At 64.8% G+C, this 20,345-nt stretch carries 14 protein-coding genes; 11 read left to right on the top strand and 3 right to left on the bottom strand.

Annotated elements, in window-relative coordinates:
* Positions 1 to 2: 2 nt before the first annotated feature.
* From tssG to ACAM54_RS01110, 10 genes are all read left to right on the top strand, one after another.
* Positions 3 to 1,148, top strand: a complete 1,146-nt coding sequence (gene tssG / locus ACAM54_RS01065; protein ID WP_369649522.1) for a type VI secretion system baseplate subunit TssG — start codon at positions 3 to 5, stop codon at positions 1,146 to 1,148.
* On the top strand, positions 1,145 to 3,874 hold the full coding sequence (tssH, locus tag ACAM54_RS01070) for a type VI secretion system ATPase TssH (protein ID WP_369649523.1): 2,730 nt from the start codon (positions 1,145 to 1,147) through the stop codon (positions 3,872 to 3,874). The genes tssG and tssH overlap by 4 nt, the downstream gene beginning before the upstream one ends.
* Before the next feature lie 29 nt (positions 3,875 to 3,903).
* Entirely contained in the window at positions 3,904 to 6,237 is a 2,334-nt protein-coding gene (locus tag ACAM54_RS01075) for a type VI secretion system Vgr family protein (RefSeq protein WP_369649524.1), read from the top strand.
* Between the two features lie 93 nt (positions 6,238 to 6,330).
* Positions 6,331 to 8,667, top strand: a complete 2,337-nt coding sequence (locus ACAM54_RS01080; RefSeq protein WP_369649525.1) for a type VI secretion system Vgr family protein — start codon at positions 6,331 to 6,333, stop codon at positions 8,665 to 8,667.
* 52 nt (positions 8,668 to 8,719) lie between these two features.
* Positions 8,720 to 11,050, top strand: a complete 2,331-nt coding sequence (locus ACAM54_RS01085; RefSeq protein WP_369649526.1) for a type VI secretion system Vgr family protein — start codon at positions 8,720 to 8,722, stop codon at positions 11,048 to 11,050.
* Between the two features lie 3 nt (positions 11,051 to 11,053).
* On the top strand, positions 11,054 to 11,488 hold the full coding sequence (locus tag ACAM54_RS01090) for a hypothetical protein (protein ID WP_369649527.1): 435 nt from the start codon (positions 11,054 to 11,056) through the stop codon (positions 11,486 to 11,488).
* 5 nt (positions 11,489 to 11,493) lie between these two features.
* Positions 11,494 to 14,154 carry a DUF2169 domain-containing protein gene (locus ACAM54_RS01095; protein ID WP_369649528.1) on the top strand — a complete coding sequence of 887 codons (2,661 nt, stop codon included), beginning with the start codon at positions 11,494 to 11,496 and terminating at the stop codon, positions 14,152 to 14,154.
* Positions 14,151 to 15,242, top strand: coding sequence for a pentapeptide repeat-containing protein (locus ACAM54_RS01100; protein ID WP_369649529.1), 1,092 nt, complete (start codon positions 14,151 to 14,153; stop codon positions 15,240 to 15,242). Before ACAM54_RS01095 ends, ACAM54_RS01100 begins: the two co-directional genes overlap by 4 nt.
* Before the next feature lie 26 nt (positions 15,243 to 15,268).
* Positions 15,269 to 15,988 carry a DUF3540 domain-containing protein gene (locus tag ACAM54_RS01105; protein ID WP_369649530.1) on the top strand — a complete coding sequence of 240 codons (720 nt, stop codon included), beginning with the start codon at positions 15,269 to 15,271 and terminating at the stop codon, positions 15,986 to 15,988.
* Between the two features lie 31 nt (positions 15,989 to 16,019).
* Entirely contained in the window at positions 16,020 to 16,403 is a 384-nt protein-coding gene (locus ACAM54_RS01110) for a DUF4150 domain-containing protein (RefSeq protein WP_369649531.1), read from the top strand.
* Between the two features lie 59 nt (positions 16,404 to 16,462).
* Here the strand turns inward: ACAM54_RS01110 and ACAM54_RS01115 are convergent, their stop codons facing one another.
* The 3 genes from ACAM54_RS01115 to ACAM54_RS01125 are packed head-to-tail and all read right to left on the bottom strand — an operon-like array spanning position 16,463 to position 19,637.
* Complete coding sequence (locus ACAM54_RS01115; RefSeq protein WP_369649532.1) at positions 16,463 to 17,278, bottom strand: PP2C family serine/threonine-protein phosphatase; 816 nt, start codon at positions 17,276 to 17,278, stop codon at positions 16,463 to 16,465.
* Positions 17,271 to 19,208: a type VI secretion system-associated FHA domain protein TagH gene (tagH, locus tag ACAM54_RS01120; RefSeq protein WP_369649533.1), complete on the bottom strand. Its 1,938-nt coding sequence runs from the start codon at positions 19,206 to 19,208 to the stop codon at positions 17,271 to 17,273. Before tagH ends, ACAM54_RS01115 begins: the two co-directional genes overlap by 8 nt.
* Positions 19,209 to 19,265: 57 nt before the next feature.
* Positions 19,266 to 19,637 (bottom strand): TssQ family T6SS-associated lipoprotein, encoded by a 372-nt coding sequence (locus ACAM54_RS01125; protein WP_369649534.1) that lies wholly within the window; start codon positions 19,635 to 19,637, stop codon positions 19,266 to 19,268.
* A 164-nt stretch (positions 19,638 to 19,801) separates the two neighbouring features.
* Here ACAM54_RS01125 and tssJ point away from each other — a divergent pair, with 164 nt between their 5' ends.
* Positions 19,802 to 20,317 carry a type VI secretion system lipoprotein TssJ gene (gene tssJ, locus ACAM54_RS01130; RefSeq protein ID WP_025569783.1) on the top strand — a complete coding sequence of 172 codons (516 nt, stop codon included), beginning with the start codon at positions 19,802 to 19,804 and terminating at the stop codon, positions 20,315 to 20,317.
* Positions 20,318 to 20,345: the final 28 nt, after the last annotated feature.

Below are 20,345 nucleotides of genomic sequence, written 5' to 3' on the forward strand. Positions count from 1 at the left end.
GTATGAGCAGCACAGCCGGCCTCGCCGACGATTCGCAGCAGGCGCCGCCGATCGCGCCCGAGCATGCGGAGGCACGCGCGCGCCGCGGCGCATCCGAGGCCGACCCGGTCCTGTGGGCCGGCCTGGTCGACCAGCCTTTCGAGCACGACCTGTTCATGCTGCTGCGCCGCCTCGATGCGCACGGGGGCCATCCCTTGCTGGGCCGCGCGCCGCGTCCGCTCGACGAGCCGTTGCGGCTGGGGCAGGAGCCTTCGATGGCCTTTGCGCCGTCGAACGTCTCGGGTGTCGATGTCGACGGCGACGGTCCGCCGCGCATCTCGATCTACGGCTTCGGTTTGTTCGGCCCGAACGGGCCACTGCCGCTGCACCTGACCGAGTACGCGCGCGAACGCAAGCGCCACCACAGCGACAACACGCTCAGCGCCTTCGCCGACCTGTTCCACCACCGGCTCATCCTGCTGTTCTACCGGGCCTGGGCCGATGCCCAGTCGGTCAACAGCCTGGACCGCCCCGACGGCCACCGCTTCGTCGACTACGTGGCGAGCCTCATGAACATGGGGCAGCCGGGGCTCAAGGAGCGCGACCGCATCGCTGACCATGCGCGCACCTTCATGGCCGGGCACCTCGTGCGCCAGACGCGCAACCCCGAGGGCCTGATCCAGATCCTGCGGCTGTACTTCGACGTGCCCGTGCGCATCGAGGAGTTCGTGAGCGACTGGGTGATGCTCGACGAGCGCGAGGTCAGCCGCATCGGCACTTCCGGCCGCAACCAGAAACTGGGCGCCGGCGCCACTGTCGGGCTGGCGGTGCGCGATGCGCAGGGCAAGTTCCGCCTCGAACTCGGGCCGCTCTCGCAAAGCGAGTTCCGCGACTTCCTGCCGGGCAGCAGGCGCCTGCAGCAGGTGGTCGACTGGGTGCGCCAGTACGTGGGCATCGAGTTCGCCTGGGAGCTGCGCCTCGTGCTCAAGAAGCAGGAGGCCCTCGGCATGCAGCTGGGCAGCGACCAGCGGCTGGGCTGGGGCAGCTGGCTCGGCACGCGCCTCTCGCCCACCGATGCCGGCGACATGCTGTTCCAGCCCGAAGCCCTGTATTCCCGTTCCGCATCGGCTGCTTCCGCAGCGGCCGAGGCTTCTTCCATGGCCCTATGACCGATATCCGCCGCGTCTCCCTTTTCTCCAAGCTGAATCCGATGCTCTACAAGGCATTGGAGACTGCCACCGCCTTTGCCAAGCTGCGCGGCAATGCCTATGTGGAACTGGTGCACTGGCTGCACCAGATCCTGCAACTGCAGGACAGCGACCTGCTGCGCATCGTCAGGCGCGCGGGCCTCAACCTCGATGCGGTCGAGCAGGACCTCGTGCGTGCGCTCGACCGGCTGCCGCACGGCGCCACCTCGATCAGCGACATTTCGGAGCACGTCGACAACGCCGTCGAGCGCGCCTGGGTCTATGCGAGCCTGCGCTTCGAGGCCACATCGATCCGCGGTGCCTACCTGCTCGCGGGCATCGTCAAGACGCCGGGGCTGCGCCAGGTGCTCTCGGGCATCTCGCGCGAGTTCGACAAGATCGTGCCCGACGTGCTCATCGCCCAGCTTCCCGCGTGGACCGAAGGCTCGCCCGAGGACGACTTCGACGCTGCGGCTGCGCCGGGGCCTGCCGCTGCAGCGGCATCCCACCAGGGCGACGGCGCCGCCGCGGGCGGCTCGGCGCTCGCCAAGTACGCGAGCGACCTGACGGCCAAGGCGCGCGCGGGCGAGCTCGATCCGGTCTACGGCCGCGACGACGAGATCCGCCAGATCATCGACATCCTGATGCGCCGGCGGCAGAACAATCCGCTGCTCACCGGCGAAGCGGGCGTGGGCAAGACGGCCGTGGTCGAAGGGCTGGCCTCGCGGCTCGCGGCGGGCGACGTGCCGCCGTCGCTCAAGGACGTGTCGCTCTGGGTGCTCGACCCGACGCTGCTGCAGGCCGGCGCGGGCGTCAAGGGCGAGTTCGAGCAGCGGCTGCGCCAGGTGATCGACGAGGTCGAGAAGAGCCCCAAGCCCATCGTGCTGTTCGTCGACGAGGTGCATACGCTGGTCGGCGCGGGCGGCACGGCCGGCACCGGCGATGCGGCCAACCTGCTGAAGCCGGCGCTCGCGCGCGGGCGGCTGCGCACCATCGGCGCCACCACCTGGTCGGAGTACAAGAAGTACATCGAGAAGGACCCGGCCCTCACGCGGCGCTTCCAGACCATCCAGGTGCACGAGCCCACCGAGTCCAAGGCCGTGGTCATGCTGCGCGGCATTTCGGCCGAGCTCGAGAAGCACCACGGCGTGCTCATCCTCGACGCCGCGCTCGAAGCGGCCGTGAGCCTGTCGCACCGCTACATTCCCGCGCGCCAACTGCCCGACAAGGCCGTGAGCCTGCTCGACACGGCCTGCGCGCGCGTGGCCCTGAGCCAGCATGCGCTGCCCGCGGCCATCGAAGACCTGCAGCGCCGCATCGAGGTGCTGGGCATCGAGTCGGGCATTGCCGGGCGCGAAGCGGCGATCGGCGTCGGCGAGCACCGGCGCGTGGAGGACATCGCGGCCCAGGTGGCTGCGGCGCAGGCCGAGCTCGACCTGCTCGAGCAGCGGCGCGCGGAAGAAAGCCTGCTCGTCGAACGCATCGTGGCGCTGCGCAAGCAGCTGTCGCCGGCGGCGGTGCCCGTGCAGGCCGAAACGCAAGAGCAGGGCGACGCGGCGGATGAAGACGCGCCGCTGGACGCCGAGGCCGCTGCACCCGAACCCGGGAGAACACCCGAAGAGATCCGCGCCGAACTCGACCAGGCACAGGACAGGCTCGTGCAGCTGCAGGGCGAATCGCCGCTGATCCTGGCCGCCGTCGACGCGCAGGCCATTGCCACCGTGGTGGCCGACTGGACCGGCATTCCGATCGGCCGCATGGTGCGCGACGACGCGCAATCGGTGCTGCGCCTCGGTGAAATACTTTCGGCCCGCGTGGTCGCGCAGCCCGATGCGCTGGAGACCATCTCGCGGCGCATCCGCACCGCGCGTGCGCGGCTCGACAACCCGAACAAGCCGGTGGGCGTGTTCCTGCTCTGCGGCCCCTCGGGCGTGGGCAAGACCGAAACTGCGCTTGCGCTGTCGGAGGCCTTGTATGGCGGCGAGCAGAACCTCGTGACCATCAACATGAGCGAGTTCCAGGAGTCGCACACCGTCTCCACGCTCAAGGGCGCGCCGCCCGGCTACGTGGGCTACGGCGAGGGCGGCGTGCTGACCGAGGCCGTGCGCCGCCGGCCCTACAGCGTGGTGCTGCTCGACGAAATCGAGAAGGCCCACCCCGACGTGCACGAGATCTTCTTCCAGGTGTTCGACAAGGGCTGGATGGAAGACGGCGAGGGCCGCCACATCGATTTCCGCAACACCGTGATCATCATGACCTCCAATGTCGGCACCGACCTGGTCATGCAGCTGTGCGAAGACCCGACCCTGCGCCCCGACCCCGAGCCGCTGGCGGCCGCGCTGCGCGAGCCGCTGCTCAAGGTGTTCGCGCCGGCGCTGCTCGGCCGGCTGGTTGTAGTGCCTTATTACCCGTTGCAAGCCGATGCATTGCATCGCATCATTCGCCTCCAGCTCGACCGCATTGCCACCCGCCTCGATGCGAACCATGGCATTGCGCTGGACTACGACGACAGCGCCGTCGAACTGGTGGCGCGCCGGTGCACCGCCATCGAATCGGGTGGGCGGATGATCGATGCGATCCTCACGCACACCATCCTGCCGCGGTTGAGCGAGGAAGTCATCGGCGCCACGGTCAGCGCGCGCAAGCTCGCCGGCGTGCGGCTGTCCGCGGCGGGCGACGACTTCCAGTACGAATTTTCCGAAGCGTAAGAAGACAAGAATGCAAGGAGACAAACTGCATGGCGAGAGTCGTAAGCGCGCGCACCCCACTGGGTGAGGACCAACTGCTGTTCCGCTCGATGGCGGGCACCGAGGGCCTGTCGCAGCTGTTCGAGTTCGAGGTCGAGTTGCTGAGCCCGAGTGCTGCGCTGGATCTGAAGTCGGTGCTGGGCAAGCCGCTGTCGCTGGAGATCCAGACGGCAGTGGCGGGCGAGCCGCGCTTTCTGAACGGGCAGATCGTTCGCTTCTCGATGGTGGGGCGCGAAGGCGGCACCTCGCGCCACACCGTGTACCGGGCGAGCGTGCGGCCGTGGCTGTGGTACCTCACGCGCTCGAGCGACAACAAGATCTTCCAGAACAAGAGCGTGGTGGAAATCCTGGAGGAGGTGTTCGGCGACTACGGCTTCGCGTTCGAGAAGAAATTGAGCGGCAGCTACCGTCAGTGGGAGTACTGCGTGCAGTACAACGAGAGCGACTTCGCCTTCGTGAGCCGGCTGATGGAACTCGAAGGCATCTACTACTACTTCAAGCACGAGAAGGACCAGCACACGCTGGTGCTGGCCGACGACATCGGTGCGCACGAAGCGATGCCCGGCTACGACACCATCGACTACTTCGCGGCCGACCGTGAGATCACCGAGGACATGGAAGTCATCCGCGAGTGGCAACCCAGCGAAGAGATCCGCTCGGGCAGCTACACCGTGGACGACTTCAACTTCACCACGCCCAAGGGCGACCTGATGAACGTGCGCAGCCAACCCAGGCCGCACGACAACGCCGACTACGAGATCCACGAGTGGCTGGGCGACTATCCCGCTGCCGGTGATGGCGAGCACTACGCGCGTGTTCGGCTCGAAGAGACGCAGGCCCTCGCGCAGCGCAGCGCGGGCCAGGCGACCGTGCGCGGCATGGCGCCGGGCTACAAGTTCACCATGCGCAACTCGCCGAGGTCGGACGACAACCAGGAGTACCTGGCGGTGGCCGTGTCGTACGCGCTGCGCGAAGGCGGCTATGCCACGGGCGCCGCGCCGGGCGAATACAACTTCGACTTCGTGGTGCAGCCTACTTCGCTCGCGTTCAGGGCACCGCGGCAGACGCCGGTGCCGCGCACCAGCGGGCCGCAGACCGCGACGGTGGTGGGTCCCGAGGGCGAGGAGATCTGGACCGACCAGTACGGCCGCGTGAAGGTGCAGTTCCACTGGGACCGCTACGGCCAGCGCAACGAGAACAGCTCGCGCTTCGTTCGGGTGTCGCAGATCTGGGCCGGTGAGCGCTTCGGCGGGGTGTTCACGCCGCGCATCGGGCAGGAGGTGGTGGTGGACTTCATCGGTGGCCGGGTGGACCGGCCGGTGATCGTGGGGCGGGTGTACAACGCCGACCAGATGCCGCCATTCGCGCTGCCGGGCGAGGCCACCAAGAGCGGCATCGTCACGCGCTCGAGCAAGGGGGGGTCGCCCGCGAACGCGAACGCCTTCGTGTTCGAGGACAAGATGGGCGCCGAGCAGATCCTGCTGCACGCCGAGCGCAACCTCGATGTGGAGGTGGAGGGCGACGAGACGCACACGACCGAGAAGACGCGCACCACGCTGATCAAGGGGCACGAGTCGGCCACCTACGAGTCGGGCGAGGAGCGGCACATCACGGGCGGCGCGGTGGAGACCATCGACGGCGGCGAGGAGCGCACGGTGACCGGCGGGGCGACCGAGACGGTGAAGGGCGGGGAGACGCGCACGATCAAGGGCGGTGCGACCGAGACGATCACGGGCGGGGAGACGCGGCTGGTCAACGACGGAATCAAGGAGACCGTCAATGGATGCGTGATGCTGACTGTCAACGGCACGGTGGTGCGCATCGTGAGCGGGACAGATATCCGCATCACCGGTGGCGGACGCATCGAGATCGTGAATGCCATCGACGCCAAGTTCGTCCTCGGGCCCGATCTCACGGTGGTCGCCGGACCCAAGGTCGTCCATGCGCCCACCATTGTCAATCTCAGTTCGAGCTACACGATCAACACCAAGGACTACACGCTCGATGCGGATGTGATCATCTACAACACGCCGAAGCATGAGACGACCACGCAGGTGCAGGACCACCATCGCAACACGAACTATTCGGCCGCTTGGGGGAAGTTCGTTCACCGTTGGGAAGCCTACGACTTCTATGGACTCAAGATGCAGGTGACGGGGGCGTTCTTTTCGTTGAACGGAATCTTCGTCAACCTTTCGACGGTGAATTCGATCGAGCACAGGATCAGGCGGCAATTCGAGTTCGTCGAATTCCAGAACTTCAGGTCGGAGGTCAAGAAGAAAGGGCTGCGTGCGGCGCTTGCAACGATATACATCAAGGCCTGATGGCAGCGAAGGCAAAGTGATCTTGCCAGAGGCCTTTGCAGCGATCACGCGCACCGCGGATTCGGCAATTCGAACAACCAGGAGACAAACTGCATGGCGAGAGTCGTAAGCGCGCGCACCCCACTGGGTGAGGACCAACTGCTGTTCCGCTCGATGGCGGGCACCGAGGGCCTGTCGCAGCTGTTCGAGTTCGAGGTCGAGTTGCTGAGCCCGAGTGCTGCGCTGGATCTGAAGTCGGTGCTGGGCAAGCCGCTGTCGCTGGAGATCCAGACGGCAGTGGCGGGCGAGCCGCGCTTTCTGAACGGGCAGATCGTTCGCTTCTCGATGGTGGGGCGCGAAGGCGGCACCTCGCGCCACACCGTGTACCGGGCGAGCGTGCGGCCGTGGCTGTGGTACCTCACGCGCTCGAGCGACAACAAGATCTTCCAGAACAAGAGCGTGGTGGAAATCCTGGAGGAGGTGTTCGGCGACTACGGCTTCGCGTTCGAGAAGAAATTGAGCGGCAGCTACCGTCAGTGGGAGTACTGCGTGCAGTACAACGAGAGCGACTTCGCCTTCGTGAGCCGGCTGATGGAACTCGAAGGCATCTACTACTACTTCAAGCACGAGAAGGACCAGCACACGCTGGTGCTGGCCGACGACATCGGTGCGCACGAAGCGATGCCCGGCTACGACACCATCGACTACTTCGCGGCCGACCGTGAGATCACCGAGGACATGGAAGTCATCCGCGAGTGGCAACCCAGCGAAGAGATCCGCTCGGGCAGCTACACCGTGGACGACTTCAACTTCACCACGCCCAAGGGCGACCTGATGAACGTGCGCAGCCAACCCAGGCCGCACGACAACGCCGACTACGAGATCCACGAGTGGCTGGGCGACTATCCCGCTGCCGGTGATGGCGAGCACTACGCGCGTGTTCGGCTCGAAGAGACGCAGGCCCTCGCGCAGCGCAGCGCGGGCCAGGCGACCGTGCGCGGCATGGCGCCGGGCTACAAGTTCACCATGCGCAACTCGCCGAGGTCGGACGACAACCAGGAGTACCTGGCGGTGGCCGTGTCGTACGCGCTGCGCGAAGGCGGCTATGCCACGGGCGCCGCGCCGGGCGAATACAACTTCGACTTCGTGGTGCAGCCTACTTCGCTCGCGTTCAGGGCACCGCGGCAGACGCCGGTGCCGCGCACCAGCGGGCCGCAGACCGCGACGGTGGTGGGTCCCGAGGGCGAGGAGATCTGGACCGACCAGTACGGCCGCGTGAAGGTGCAGTTCCACTGGGACCGCTACGGCCAGCGCAACGAGAACAGCTCGCGCTTCGTTCGGGTGTCGCAGATCTGGGCCGGTGAGCGCTTCGGCGGGGTGTTCACGCCGCGCATCGGGCAGGAGGTGGTGGTGGACTTCATCGGTGGCCGGGTGGACCGGCCGGTGATCGTGGGGCGGGTGTACAACGCCGACCAGATGCCGCCATTCGCGCTGCCGGGCGAGGCCACCAAGAGCGGCATCGTCACGCGCTCGAGCAAGGGGGGGTCGCCCGCGAACGCGAACGCCTTCGTGTTCGAGGACAAGATGGGCGCCGAGCAGATCCTGCTGCACGCCGAGCGCAACCTCGATGTGGAGGTGGAGGGCGACGAGACGCACACGACCGAGAAGACGCGCACCACGCTGATCAAGGGGCACGAGTCGGCCACCTACGAGTCGGGCGAGGAGCGGCACATCACGGGCGGCGCGGTGGAGACCATCGACGGCGGCGAGGAGCGCACGGTGACCGGCGGGGCGACCGAGACGGTGAAGGGCGGGGAGACGCGCACGATCAAGGGCGGTGCGACCGAGACGATCACGGGCGGGGAGACGCGGCTGGTCAACGACGGAATCAAGGAGACCGTCAATGGTGACTTGGTGCTCAGCGTCAACGGAAGCCATATTCGCCTTGTGGCCGGCGCCGACATCCGCATCACCGGTGGCGGACGCATCGAGCTTGTCAATGCGATCGATCTGAAGGCGGTGCTGGGGCCGGATATCACGGTTGTTGCCGGACCCAAGATCGTCTATGCGCCCACGATCATCAACCACACCGACAACTACACGATCAAGGCAAAGAACTACACGTTGAACGCGGACGTCACCATCATCAACACGCCTAATAAGACGGTCAATGCCACCGATCAGCACTGGCTCCTCGGTTTCCTGAAGATCCTGACCCGCAACCAGGTGAAGGCGATTGCAGCAGCCACCGATTTCTATGGGGTCAAGCTGCAGCTCTGCATCAACAACATGCAGTTCAACGGCGTCTTCCAGAACTGGGCGACGTACTTCATGCTTGATGCTCCTTTCAAGCTCGTCCTTGGAGAGAAGAAGGGAAAGAAGGCCGGCGCGGTGAATATTCGGAAGACGTCGTTCTATTTCACTAACTATTTCAAGATCAAGAAGTCGTGAGACTGGTTTCTCGCCCGTTTCTGCACTCCATCGAGATGAGAGGCAACAAGCCATGGACCGGATATTGAAAGCCTACTCGCCGTTGGGCGAAGACCAACTATTGTTCCGTGCCATGCATGGCACGGAAGGACTTTCGCAGTTGTTCGAGTTCGAGGTGGAATTACTAAGTCCACGACGATCGATCGACGCCGGCGAGGTGCTGGGCAAAGCGCTCGCGCTAGAGATGCGGACGGCCGGCGGCACCCGGTTCCTCCATGGCCAAATCGTGCGTTTCGCTGCGGTTGGCCGCGAAAGCAGTGGTTCGCGCTACACCGTGCACCGTGCGACGGTGCGGCCCTGGTTGTGGTTTCTCACGCGTTCGAGCGGCAACAAGGTTTTTCAGAACAAGTCGGTGGTTGAGATCCTCGAGGAAGTCTTTGGGGGCTACGGTTTTGCATTCGAGAAAAAGCTTTCGGGCAGCTACAGGCCATGGGAGCTCTGCGTGCAATATGAAGAGAGCGACTTCGACTTTGTGAGCCGCCTGATGGAGCTCGAGGGCATCTATTACTATTTCAAGCACGAGAAAAACAAGCACACGCTTGTTCTGGCCGATGACATCGGGGCGCACGAAGACATTCCAGGGTATGCCAGCATCGATTACTTTGCTGCTGATCTGGACGCCAGCGACGATCTGGAGGTCATCGACGCTTGGCAAGCGACCGAGGAAATCCGCTCGGGTAGTTACGCCTTGGACGACTTCAACTTCACGACATTCAAGGCCGATCTCCGCACTGTTCGCAGCCAGCCTCGCACGCATGCCAACGCCGACTACGAAATGTACGAATGGCTCGGCGACTACACCGATGTAGCGCAGGCCGAACACTACGCGCGCGTCCGGCTGGAGGAATCGCAATCTCTAGCCGCACGCAGCTCTGGGCATGCGACCGTGCGTGGAATGGCGCCGGGCTATCGCTTCAGCATGCGCAACTCGCCGCGCGAAAGCGACAACTGCGAATATCTGGTCGTGTCGGTGTCCTATGCATTGCGTGAAGGCGGCTATGCGACGGGCGCAGCCCCGGGCGCGTACAGCTTCGGCTTCACGGCCCAACCCACGGACAATCCGTTCCGCGCGGCGCGGCGCACGCCGATGCCCCGCACGACGGGCCCGCAGACCGCCACGGTGGTGGGTCCCGAAGGTTCGGAGATCTGGACTGACCAATACGGCCGCGTGAAAGTGCAGTTTCACTGGGACCGCGAAGGCCAGCGCAACGAGAACAGCTCGAGCTGGGTGCGGGTTTCGCAGGCTTGGGCGGGCGATGGATTCGGTACCGTTCACGTTCCGCGGATCGGCCAGGAGGTGGTGGTCGACTTTATCGCGGGCCGCATCGATCGACCCATCGTCATTGGCCGCGTCTACAACGCCGACCAGATGCCACCGTTCGATCTGCCGAGCGAAGCCACCCGAAGCGGCATTGTTTCACGGTCCACGCCGGGGGGCGCAGTCGCCAATGCCAACGTGCTCGCCTTCGAGGACCGGACAGGTGCCGAGCAGATCCTGCTGCATGCGCAGCGCAACCTCGACGTGGAGGTGGAGGGCGACGAGACGCACACCACGCAGAAGACGCGCACAACCTTGATCAAGGGGCACGAATCGGCGACCTACGAATCAGGCGAAGAGCGGCACATCACGAACGGCGCGGAAGAAACCATCGACGATGGCGAGACGCGTACGGTGACAGGTGGAGCGATCGAGACGGTGAAAGGCGGAGAGACGCGCACGATCGAGGATGGCGCGACCGAGAGGATCAGCGGGGGCGAGTTGCGCACGGTCAACGGCGGCATCAACGAAACAGTGAACGGCGATGTCGTTGTGACCATCAATGGCACCGTGTTGCGCCTCGTGAGCGGCGCCGATATTCGCGTCACCGGTAGCGGCCGGGTGGAGATCGTCAATGCGGTGGACATCACCCTGGTTCAGGGCCCAAAGCTGAAGACTGTACTGGGGCCCAAGATCGTCTATGCGCCCAGCATGCGCAATACCAGCACGGACTACGTCATTTCCACCACCACGTTCAAGCTCAATGCGACCGGCACCGTGATCAACACGCCGGAGCAACATGTCAACGCCGCCGACCAGAGCTGGTGGAACCAACTCACGAGGGAATCCTATTGGCACCAGAGATTGTTCGTCCTCGCCAGCCTGGACCTGTTTGGAAACAAGATACAGACGTCGATCATCAATTCGCTGCTCCAACCGGGAATGTTCGTGAACCTTTCGGTGCTCAACTGGGTTCAAGCGAAAAAAGTGACCGATGTGCCATGGGCGAAGATTGCGGCAGGGCTCGCCTCATTGCGCTCCGGGGGCAAGCAGAAGACGACCAGCGGTATGGAAGTCGAAAGCTGAGTGATGGTGGATTGGCTGGATATCGCTGCAACGGTCTTGAGCGTCGTCCTCGGGGCGGCGGTCGTGTTCGTATGCTTTTTTCTCGTTCGAGGCGCTTTCGCCACCGAGGCGATCCATGTCGTGGAAGAAAAAGACTGGGAGGCGTTGAAGGGTGTCGGCCAGCGCGCCGAGGCCGATATTCTGATGCTGGCGCGTCCCCACAACCGGCTCGTTGTCTGGCGCAACGGTTCGCCCAACATGGCAGCCGCGGAATTGCGAGTGCGCTTTGACGATGACACAGGAACGACACGCGAGGCGAGTTTGAAAACCTTGATCGATCAGGAGCTTCTCGCCAATTTCACGGTGGGCAAGAAGCTGCCTATTCTCTATTCGAGCGGAAGCCCGCCGCTCGTGGCCATCGATCGCGAGCGCGCGCAGGTGGCGTTCTCTTCCACGTAGCGCGTATGAGAATCGTCAAACCACTGCGGCTGGGCATGCTCACCCGCCCGTTCACCCATGACCAGCGCCGCTGGTTGGCCGTCACGGTCATCGCCATGACCGACAGCCTGAGGGAGGATGCCAGGCTGATCCCCGAGCCGCATTTCTGGAAGATCTTCGGTGAAGAATTCGGTCAGGAGGCCGCTTTTGATCTGGCCATGCCCAAGTCCAGTCCCGAGTTCCTCGTCAGCGGCCATGCCTATACCCGTCATCAGGAGGACAAGAGCCGATGCGCAGTGCGTGTGCGCGTCGCAGGCGTCCAGAAGGATCTGCTGGTTTCCGGAGAACGGTTCTGGGTCGATGGCCGCCCAAGCGCGCCCAAACCGTTCGAGTCGCTGCGCATCGACTGGCGCCACGCCTATGGCGGGCCGGGATTCGAAGAGAACCCCGTCGGCATGGGGCGAGAAGACGAGACGGTCAACGGCCTGAGTGCGCGTCGGCTGCCGCATGTCGAGCATCCCGGCGCGCGGCTACATCGGCCCAACCAGGACGTCCAGCCTGCCGGCCTTGGGCCGGTTGATATCGCAGTGCCTTCGCGTGCAAGCCGGCTGGGCCGCCAGTACGACGAACACTGGCAGGAGCACCTGTTTCCCGGCTTCGCGAAGGATATGGACTGGGGCTATTTCAATGCGGCTCCTCGTGACCAGTGGCTGCCGACGGGTGAAGCCGGCATCGCCGGCGCGGATTTCGAGATCTGGAACATGCATCCCGAGCATGCGGTTTTGCATGGCAAGGTTCCCGAGTGGCGCGCGCGCTGCATCGTGGTGCGAGGCAGGATCAACGGCTTGAGTCTCTCCGAGGGAATGCTTGACGATGTGCCCATGCGCCTCGACACGGCCTGGTTCTTCCCTCATCTGGAACGGATCGGCCTGATCTACCACGGGTTTATTCCGGTCGCCGAAGACGATGCCGCTGACATCACGCACGCCATGATCGCGCTTGAACATGGGGTGGAACCGCCGAAGAGCCTGGACACCTATCGGGACGTGATGATGCTGCGGTGCGAATCGGAAGACCGGGCCCTCTACGGGCTGTTCGACGAGCACCTGATGCCAGAGGCTGCGATTGCGCCCTGGCCGGAGCTCGATGCGCCATTCGAGGATTCGCCAATGCGGGTCAACATGAAAGCCCGCGCCGACCGCGAGATGGCGGAAATGAGCGCTTCGTTCAAGATGGCGGGCCTGGACCCCAAAGGTGAATTGCCGGCCGAATTTCCGGTGGAGAAGATGCCGACGCTGCGAGAGCTGCCGGCTTTCATCAAGAAAACCAAGGCGACCATCGAAGAGCATCGAAAGAAGGCCGAGGAAGTTCGTGCTGCGCTCGCCGAAGCGGGACGGGCCAACGCGGAGCAATCGCGCAAGGTGGGCTTCGATACGTCCAAGATCTTCGATCGCGCGGGTGAAGCGCGCCAAAAAGGGCCGCCGAAGGAAGATCACATGTCCCGGATCGAGGCCATGGCCCGGGGACCGGCCTCTGCGGGCTTTTCTCCTTCTGCGCAGCAGATGGAGCAGATGCGCCAGCTCGTCGCGCAGGCTCAGGCCAGTCTTCTCGAGAGCTATCGCCGCACGGCGCAGATGCAGGATGCCGCCGACCGCATGACGGCCGAGCAGTCGGCCGAGGCCCGGGCCAGGGTGAAACGCATCCTTGCGGATACGCGGGATCTTTCGGATCTCGATCTCACCGGCGCCGACTTGTCGAACATGGACCTTCGCAACGCGCGCTGGCACCGCACGTTGCTCGAGTGCGCGGATTTTTCCGGCAGCGTTCTGGACGGAGGCGACATGCAGGAAGCCGTGCTGGCGCGTGCCGGGCTGCATCGCACGTCCATGCGTGACGTGAACCTGGCGAAAAGCAATCTGGCACTGGCGCGCTGTAGCGATTCCGATTTCGCGGGTGTGCGCATGCAGGACACCATCGTCGAATCGATGACCGCGGATCGATGCGGCTTTTCGGATGCCCTGATGGAGGATCTCGATTTTTCCGATGCGACGCTGTCCGACTGTGACTTCACGCGCGCCCGCCTTTCGGTGGTGAACTTTGACGAAGGCAGCGTCCTGCGCGGCATTCGCTTCACCGGTGCCACGCTCCACAAGGTGGCATGGATCGAGAGCACGGTGTCGGACCTCCAATTCGATGCAGCCGAGCTCGACACCTGCGACTGGACCGAAACCGACTGCAGCAAGGGCATCGATTTCTCGGATGCCCGTTTGCGCAGCACCTGCTTCGTGGACGAGAGCCATCTGCGCGGTGCCAATTTCCAGGGTGCCGTGCTGATCGATTGCAATCTACAGCAGCTCGAGCTCGACGGTGCGGACTTCCGCGATGCCCGGCTCGACAATACCGATTTTTCCGATGCCTCAATGCGCGGCGCAAAGCTGGCCGGAGCAAACGCTGACGGCGCCACCTTCGTGCGAACCGACCTCACAGGCGCGTCGTTCGTCGATGCGAGCCTCATGGAGGCCGATATGCAGAAATCGATTCTCGCAGCGGCCGATTTCCATCGTGCCAACCTGTTTCAGACCGACCTGTCGCAGTGCCTAATCGACGCCACGACGCGTTTCGACGAGGCCTATACCGATCAGGTCATCACGAAGCCCGTGCGCAGATCGCGAGAGGCGCAGCCATGACGCCGAAGCAGATACAGAGAATGGTCAAAGAAGGCAGGGAAATCCACAATGCCAAGCTGCAGGGATTGGATTTTCGCGGCATGGATCTTTCCGGTGGCATATTCCTCGAGACCGATCTTGCGGGTGCCAACCTGTCCGGCGCGAGTGTGAAAGGCAGTGTGTTCGACGGCTGCAGGTTGACGGGCGCCGTGTTTGAGCATGCCGATGCGGATCTGTCTTCCTTTCACCGTGGCGATGCTTCGGGATTGCGTCTTGGCGGTGCAAAGCTCGACAACGCGTCGTTCCACGATGTCGTGATGTGTGAGGCCCGTCTCGACGGTGCGACAGCGGGGATGCTGAGTTTTACCGGTTGCGATGCGCGCAGGGTGTCGTTTGCGACGCTGGCATCCGAGATGATGGTGTTTTACGAGAGCCGGCTCGATCAGGCGGATTTCTCGGGCAGTGTGCTGGAAAAGACGACCTTCTACCAGGCTGACCTGCGCACCGCCATCTTCTCTCGATGTCATTTCTCGCGCACCATGTTCGTAGAGGCGAATCTTTCAGGGCAAGTGTTCCGAGGGCAGATCTTTGACGGCGCCCAATTTGTCGGGGCCGACCTCACAGGCTGCGACTTCGAGGATGCAACCTTGAAACACTGCAACTTCAAAGGCGCCAGTGTCGATGGCGGATCGTTTCGGCGGGCAATCGCGCCGCAGTGCGTATTCGTGGAAGCGGGATTGAATGGGGTCCGGTTCAACGGCGGCAATTTCGTTCAGAGCGTCTGGTCCGATGCGCGGCTCGTGGGCGCCGATCTGTCGAATGCCGATCTCGAGCAGTGCGTCTTTCACCGTGCGAGTTGCGGCGGTGCCAATTTCGGAGGGGCGAGGCTCAACTATGCGGACCTCTGCTACGCAGACCTGCACGATGCCGACATGCGCGATGCCACCCTGATGCGCACCCAGGTCCACAGGGCCACCCTCGAGGGTGCGCGGTTCTCGGATCGAGGAGGCCTGATCCTCAATGACGCGCCGCTGTTCGAGGCTGAGGAATTTTCTGCACGGCGTCCGAAACACCGTGATCCTCCGCCCGTATCCGGCCGTACCGATTGAGACCCTATCCCATCGAGGAATTCAGCATGAACAACCATCCTTCTCCAATGAGTTCCGCTTCACTGACAGGAGAGCGTCACAAGACGCTCGCCGCCGCCGTACCGATGAGGCCCGAGACTGGCACCGGTGTCGTGAATGCGATAGGAATCGTCACGGCCATCCTTCCCGGCGGCATCCACAGCGTTGCCAGCGAAGGGCGGACCCTGCGCTGCCAGCGCGCGGCCAGTTGCTTGCTGCGGCCTGAAATCGGCGACACGGTGCTTGTCAACGGTCCGGATGAACATCGCCTCTACCTGACGGCGGTTGCCGAGCAGGCCGATGCGACTGCGGCGCGTATCGACGTGCCGGGAGATCTGACGCTGGCTTCCGAACGCGGGGCCGTCAGCGTGAAGAGCGCCACTGAACTGGTGCTCGAAGGACCGAAAGGCCTTGCCATGCAGACCGGGCAACTGCGCATCGACGCCCAGGTGGCGGACTGCCGGGTGGGACGCATGAACTACCAGGGCGAGGAGGCATGCGCGACGGTCACGCGTATTCGTGTCATCGGGCGCATCTATGAAGCTGTCGTGGATCGGCTGGTGCACCTGAGCAAATCGGCATTCCGCATGACGGAGGGGCTGGAGCAAGTGCAGGCGGGCCAGATCGACTACAGGGCCAACGAGATGGCCCGCCTGCACGGAAGAAACACGGTGGTCACTGCAAGGAATCTGATCAAGACGGATGCCAAACAGATCCACATGGGATGACCGCTTGATTTCCATTTAAAGGAGAGAACGAATGCATTGTGGTTGCCAGGGGCCGAGCCTCGATATCGCGGGACCAGACGTCTGCAAGACGCCGGCGGTTCCCTTTCCGCATCCTAACTTCGGGCTGGGATTCATGGCCGTGCCCAACGTCACCAACATCTATTGGATGTGCATGTGCGCGCACAACAAGAAGACCAAGATACCGCTGACGTTCGGCGATAACACGGGCATCGGGCTCGGGGTGCGTAAACAACGGGTCATGAGCTATTCAAAGAAGACCACGGGCTCCAACACCTTCTTGATCAAGGGCTCGCCAGCGGTCCGACTCACGAGCCTGACACAGCAGAATGGTGGCAATACCTTGGGGGGGCAGTTCACTCCCGGTCAGCTCAACAACATGAATTTCATGGCCTGAAAGGAGCGCGGCGCGCTTTGCTGCCGCCACCGGCGAGGAAGGAAATAGCGCCCGACCGTCTACGGCCGCGCTGCGGGTGTCGCCGTCCCCGCCAGCGTCACCTGCTGCGGAAACCCCACCCACACCGCCAGCGCCGAGTAGTTGTCGCGCGACTCGTCGGCCTTGGCTTCGGCCGCGCGGCGCAGCAGCGCGAGCCATTCCTCGGCACTGTCCGCGAGCTGCAGCGAGCGTTCCATCACCTGCTGCGAGATGAGCTGCCACAGCCCGTCGGTGCACAGCAGGAACGCATCGCCGTCGGCGAGGCGTTGCGGCGTCGACACGGTGGTTTCGGCCGTGGCACGGGCGCCGAGCGCGCGGTACAGCAGGTTGCTCTTCACCAGCCGTTCGCCCCCATTGGCACCATTGCCGAGGGCCGCTTCGCCCGAGCGCTCCGACAGGCTGTGGTCCTCGGTGCGCTGCATCAGCGCGCCGCGGCGGAACCAGTAGAGGCGGCTGTCGCCGACGTGGGCCCAGCAGGCCTGGCCGCTGGTGCGGTCCACGAACAGCGAGACGATGGTCGCGCTCATGCGGCTCTGGTCGGCCAGCTCCCGCTGCTTGGCGAGGATGGCGTCGTTGGCGGCCTTCACGGCCTGCAGGATGTCGTGCTGCGCCACCGAGGGGTTGTCGACGAAGGTGTTCAGCGCGGTATCGACTGCGATGCGCGCGGCCAGCTCGCCGCCCGCGTTGCCGCCGACGCCATCGCTCACGACGAAGCAGGCGTTGTATTCGTCCAGGTGGTAGCCGATCGCGTCCTGGTTGCCGCTGCGCTCGCCCACGCAGGAGAACTGCGAGGTCGAGATGGGCACCGCGAATGCGCGGGGGGTGGTCTCAAGCACGGCGCGCCTCCTTCAACCGTTCCATCTCCTTGTCGTAGGCCTGCTGGAAGGCCCGTCCGAAGACGGCCTGGAAATCGTCCTCGACGGCCGCGGTGGTCTCCGCATGCAGCTTCTGCAGCTGGCGCCACAGGCGCGCCTCGCGGCCGCCGGGCAGCAGCTTCTCGCCCAGGCCGCCGTCGTGCGGCGTGGCGGTGTTCAGCGCCGTGGGATCGAAGCGCTTGAGCACCGTGAGCAGCGCGGCGCGCATGCCGGCCACCATGCCGAGCTGATGCGATTGCAGGTCGCCGAGCGCGTCGTGCACGGCCGCTTCGGGCGACAGGAAGCCGGGCATGCGTGCGCCGAACATCTGCATCAGCACGGCGCGGCCATTGGGAAGGATCTTGAAGGGGTTGTTCTCCTCGTCGACGATCATCGTGATCTCGGCCCGCACTTCGCGCTTGAGCATGGCGCGAGACGAGAGCAGCTCGATGGTGCCGTCGGTGAACGCGCGCATGAGCCGGCCGAGGCGCCGCATGGCTTCGGCATCCAGCGGCTGCTGGCCGGCCACGTCGGGCACGCCGGCGCCTTCGAGGAAGGCCTTGAAGAGTTCGTCCGAAGAGGCGGATGCCGATGGCGGCGCGGCGGCAGGGGCTGTGAGCGCGGCCACGGGCGAAGCTGCGGCAGCAGGCTTCGGTTGCTGCGGTGCGGGCGGCTCCGTCGGCGCGGCCTTCGGAGGAGGCGGCGCGACATCCTCCACGCGTGCGGCCGCGGCGGGCACCGGTGGTGGCGGGGGCGGCGGCGGTGGTGGTGGTGGTGGTGGTGGTGGTGGTGGTGGTGGTGGCTCGGCCTGCGCGGACACCTGCGGCTCGGCCGGCTTCGCAGCCGGCGGCTCGAACGGCACCGGGTTCGGCGGCCTGAACTGCGCCGCCAGTTCCCGCGCATGGTTCGAATGGCTGTAGCCCTGCGGCGCCTGCGGCCGTGACAGCAGGTCGATCGCCGGATGCACGTCGTGCAGCGGATCTTCGTGGGTCAGCGCGGTGGGGCGCGGATCGGACAGCGGCGAGGGCGCGTCGTTGTCGGCGGCAAAGAAGGACAGCGGGTCCATGCCGCGCTTGAGCGCCACGTCGGACATGCCGTCTTCCGCTTCCGGATTCAGCTCGGCCAGTGGATCGACCGGGTTCCTGCGCGCCTGCGAGGGCAGCTCGAAAGGCTCGTGCGCCATCGGGTCGGGCATGGGCTCGGCAGCGCTGGCCTCGCGCCGCGGCGCGTTCGCGAGGATGGCATCCCAATCGGCGGCGGAGGGAATTTGCGAGGCGCTCGTCTGCGTGCTTGCCGGTGACGGGGCCGGCGATGGCGGCGCGGCAGGCACCGGCGCAGCCGCCAATGCCTGTGCGGGCGGCGGTGCCGGCATGGCCGGCGGTGGCGGCATCGCCACGGTCACGGGCTGCGTATCGCCGATCGGCAGCGCGCCGGCGCCGAAGAGGTCCGAGAACACATCGGAGACGGGGGCCGCCGGCAGCAGCGAGTCCATGGGCGCCTGCGCCATGGCGCTGGCGGGCAGCGGGCTGTGCACAGGCGAGGCCGGTGGCGGTGCCGCCGCCATCAGCGGCGCGGCGGGCGCCACGACTGCTGCGCGTTGCCCGCTCCCCGCCACCAGCACATAGCTTCCGATGGTCACGCGGTCGCCATCGGCGATCGGCGATTCCTGCTCGTGCTGCAGCGTGCGTTCGTTGACGCCGATGGGCAGCACCGCACTCATGTTGCGCAGCACCGCCGCGCCGCTGTCGTCGAAGCGCACGGTGGCCTGCAGGCGCGAGATCTGGCGCTGCTCGTCGGGCAGCACCAGGTGGTTGTCGGGACTGCGCCCGATGGTTCCGCCGGGTGCAGCGAGCAAGGCCGAAGGGCCTGCGGTCACCGGCTTGCCGGCATGTTCGATCACCGTCCAACGCATGGCATCTCCATGTTCATGTCGAGCGCGGCTCGTGCCGCGGCTCATCGCCTGCGGCGTTCAACGCTTCATTCGCTTGGCGGCCTCGAAGGCGGGGCCCCACACCGGGTGCTTGCGCTCGGCCACGGTGAGGTCGAAGTTGGGGAACGCGTCCATGAGCTTGCGGAACTGCGCGCGGCATTCGGGCACCTGGTTGGCCACGCAATAGCTGAAGGCTTCGAGCTTCATGGCATCGAGCCGCGTGGTGGGCTCGGCCGCGTCGAACACCGAGACGCCGCCGCTCTTGAGCGTGGTGATGGCCTTGGCGTAGTCGCCTTCGTCATAGGCCTGTTGAGCGCGTTCGAGCGTGCTGCGCGCCACTTGCTGGCTCAGGCGTTCGGGTTGCGGCGGCTCGGGCGGCGGCGTGGTCGTGCAACCAGCAACCAGAACCAAGGTGAACGCCAAAGCAGGCAGACATGACTTCAATCTTCTCTCCTACCTTGCAAAAGGCAATGCTTGAGATAGTGTGCCGCTGTCATGCGACAGGCACGCGATGCGACGCGGTAGGTGCGCACGACTTCGATAATATAGGCCGCGAACCACTAGGGAAGATCTCAATGCATCGACGAACCCTGCTTCAAGGCGCACTTGCAACCGCACCGTTGCTTGGTGGCCTCAGTGGATGCGCATCGACTGCGAAGTCATTGCCCACGCCCTACGCGGTGACCATCAGGATCGACGATGGCGTCAACCCCGACGGACGCGGCCAGCCGGCGCCGATTCTCGTCAAGGTCTTCGAATTGAAATCTTCCGGTAACTTCGAGACGGCAGACTACTTTGCACTACAGGACCGCGACCGCGAGACGCTGGCCGCGGAACTCGTGAACGCCGATCAGGCCATCATGCGCAGCGGCGAAGAGCGTGTCTTCAAGCGCGAGGCCGGGCTCGACTCGCGTGCCATCGGCATCATCGCGGGCTACCGCAAGCTCGAGGCCGCACGCTGGCGCATCGTGCTGCCGCTCAAGGAGCCGAAGCAAACCAATCTGTACAAGGTGTGGCAGTTTTCTCCGAGCGAGCAAAACGTGCGCGTCGCGATCCGCAAGAGCGGCATCGAGTTACTACCAAGTCGTTAATTTCACGGCTTTGTAGTTAGAAAGTGCG

The organism is Variovorax sp. V93 (genome assembly GCF_041154485.1).
In the GTDB taxonomy this organism is placed as follows: Bacteria; Pseudomonadota; Gammaproteobacteria; order Burkholderiales; family Burkholderiaceae_C; genus Variovorax; species Variovorax beijingensis_A.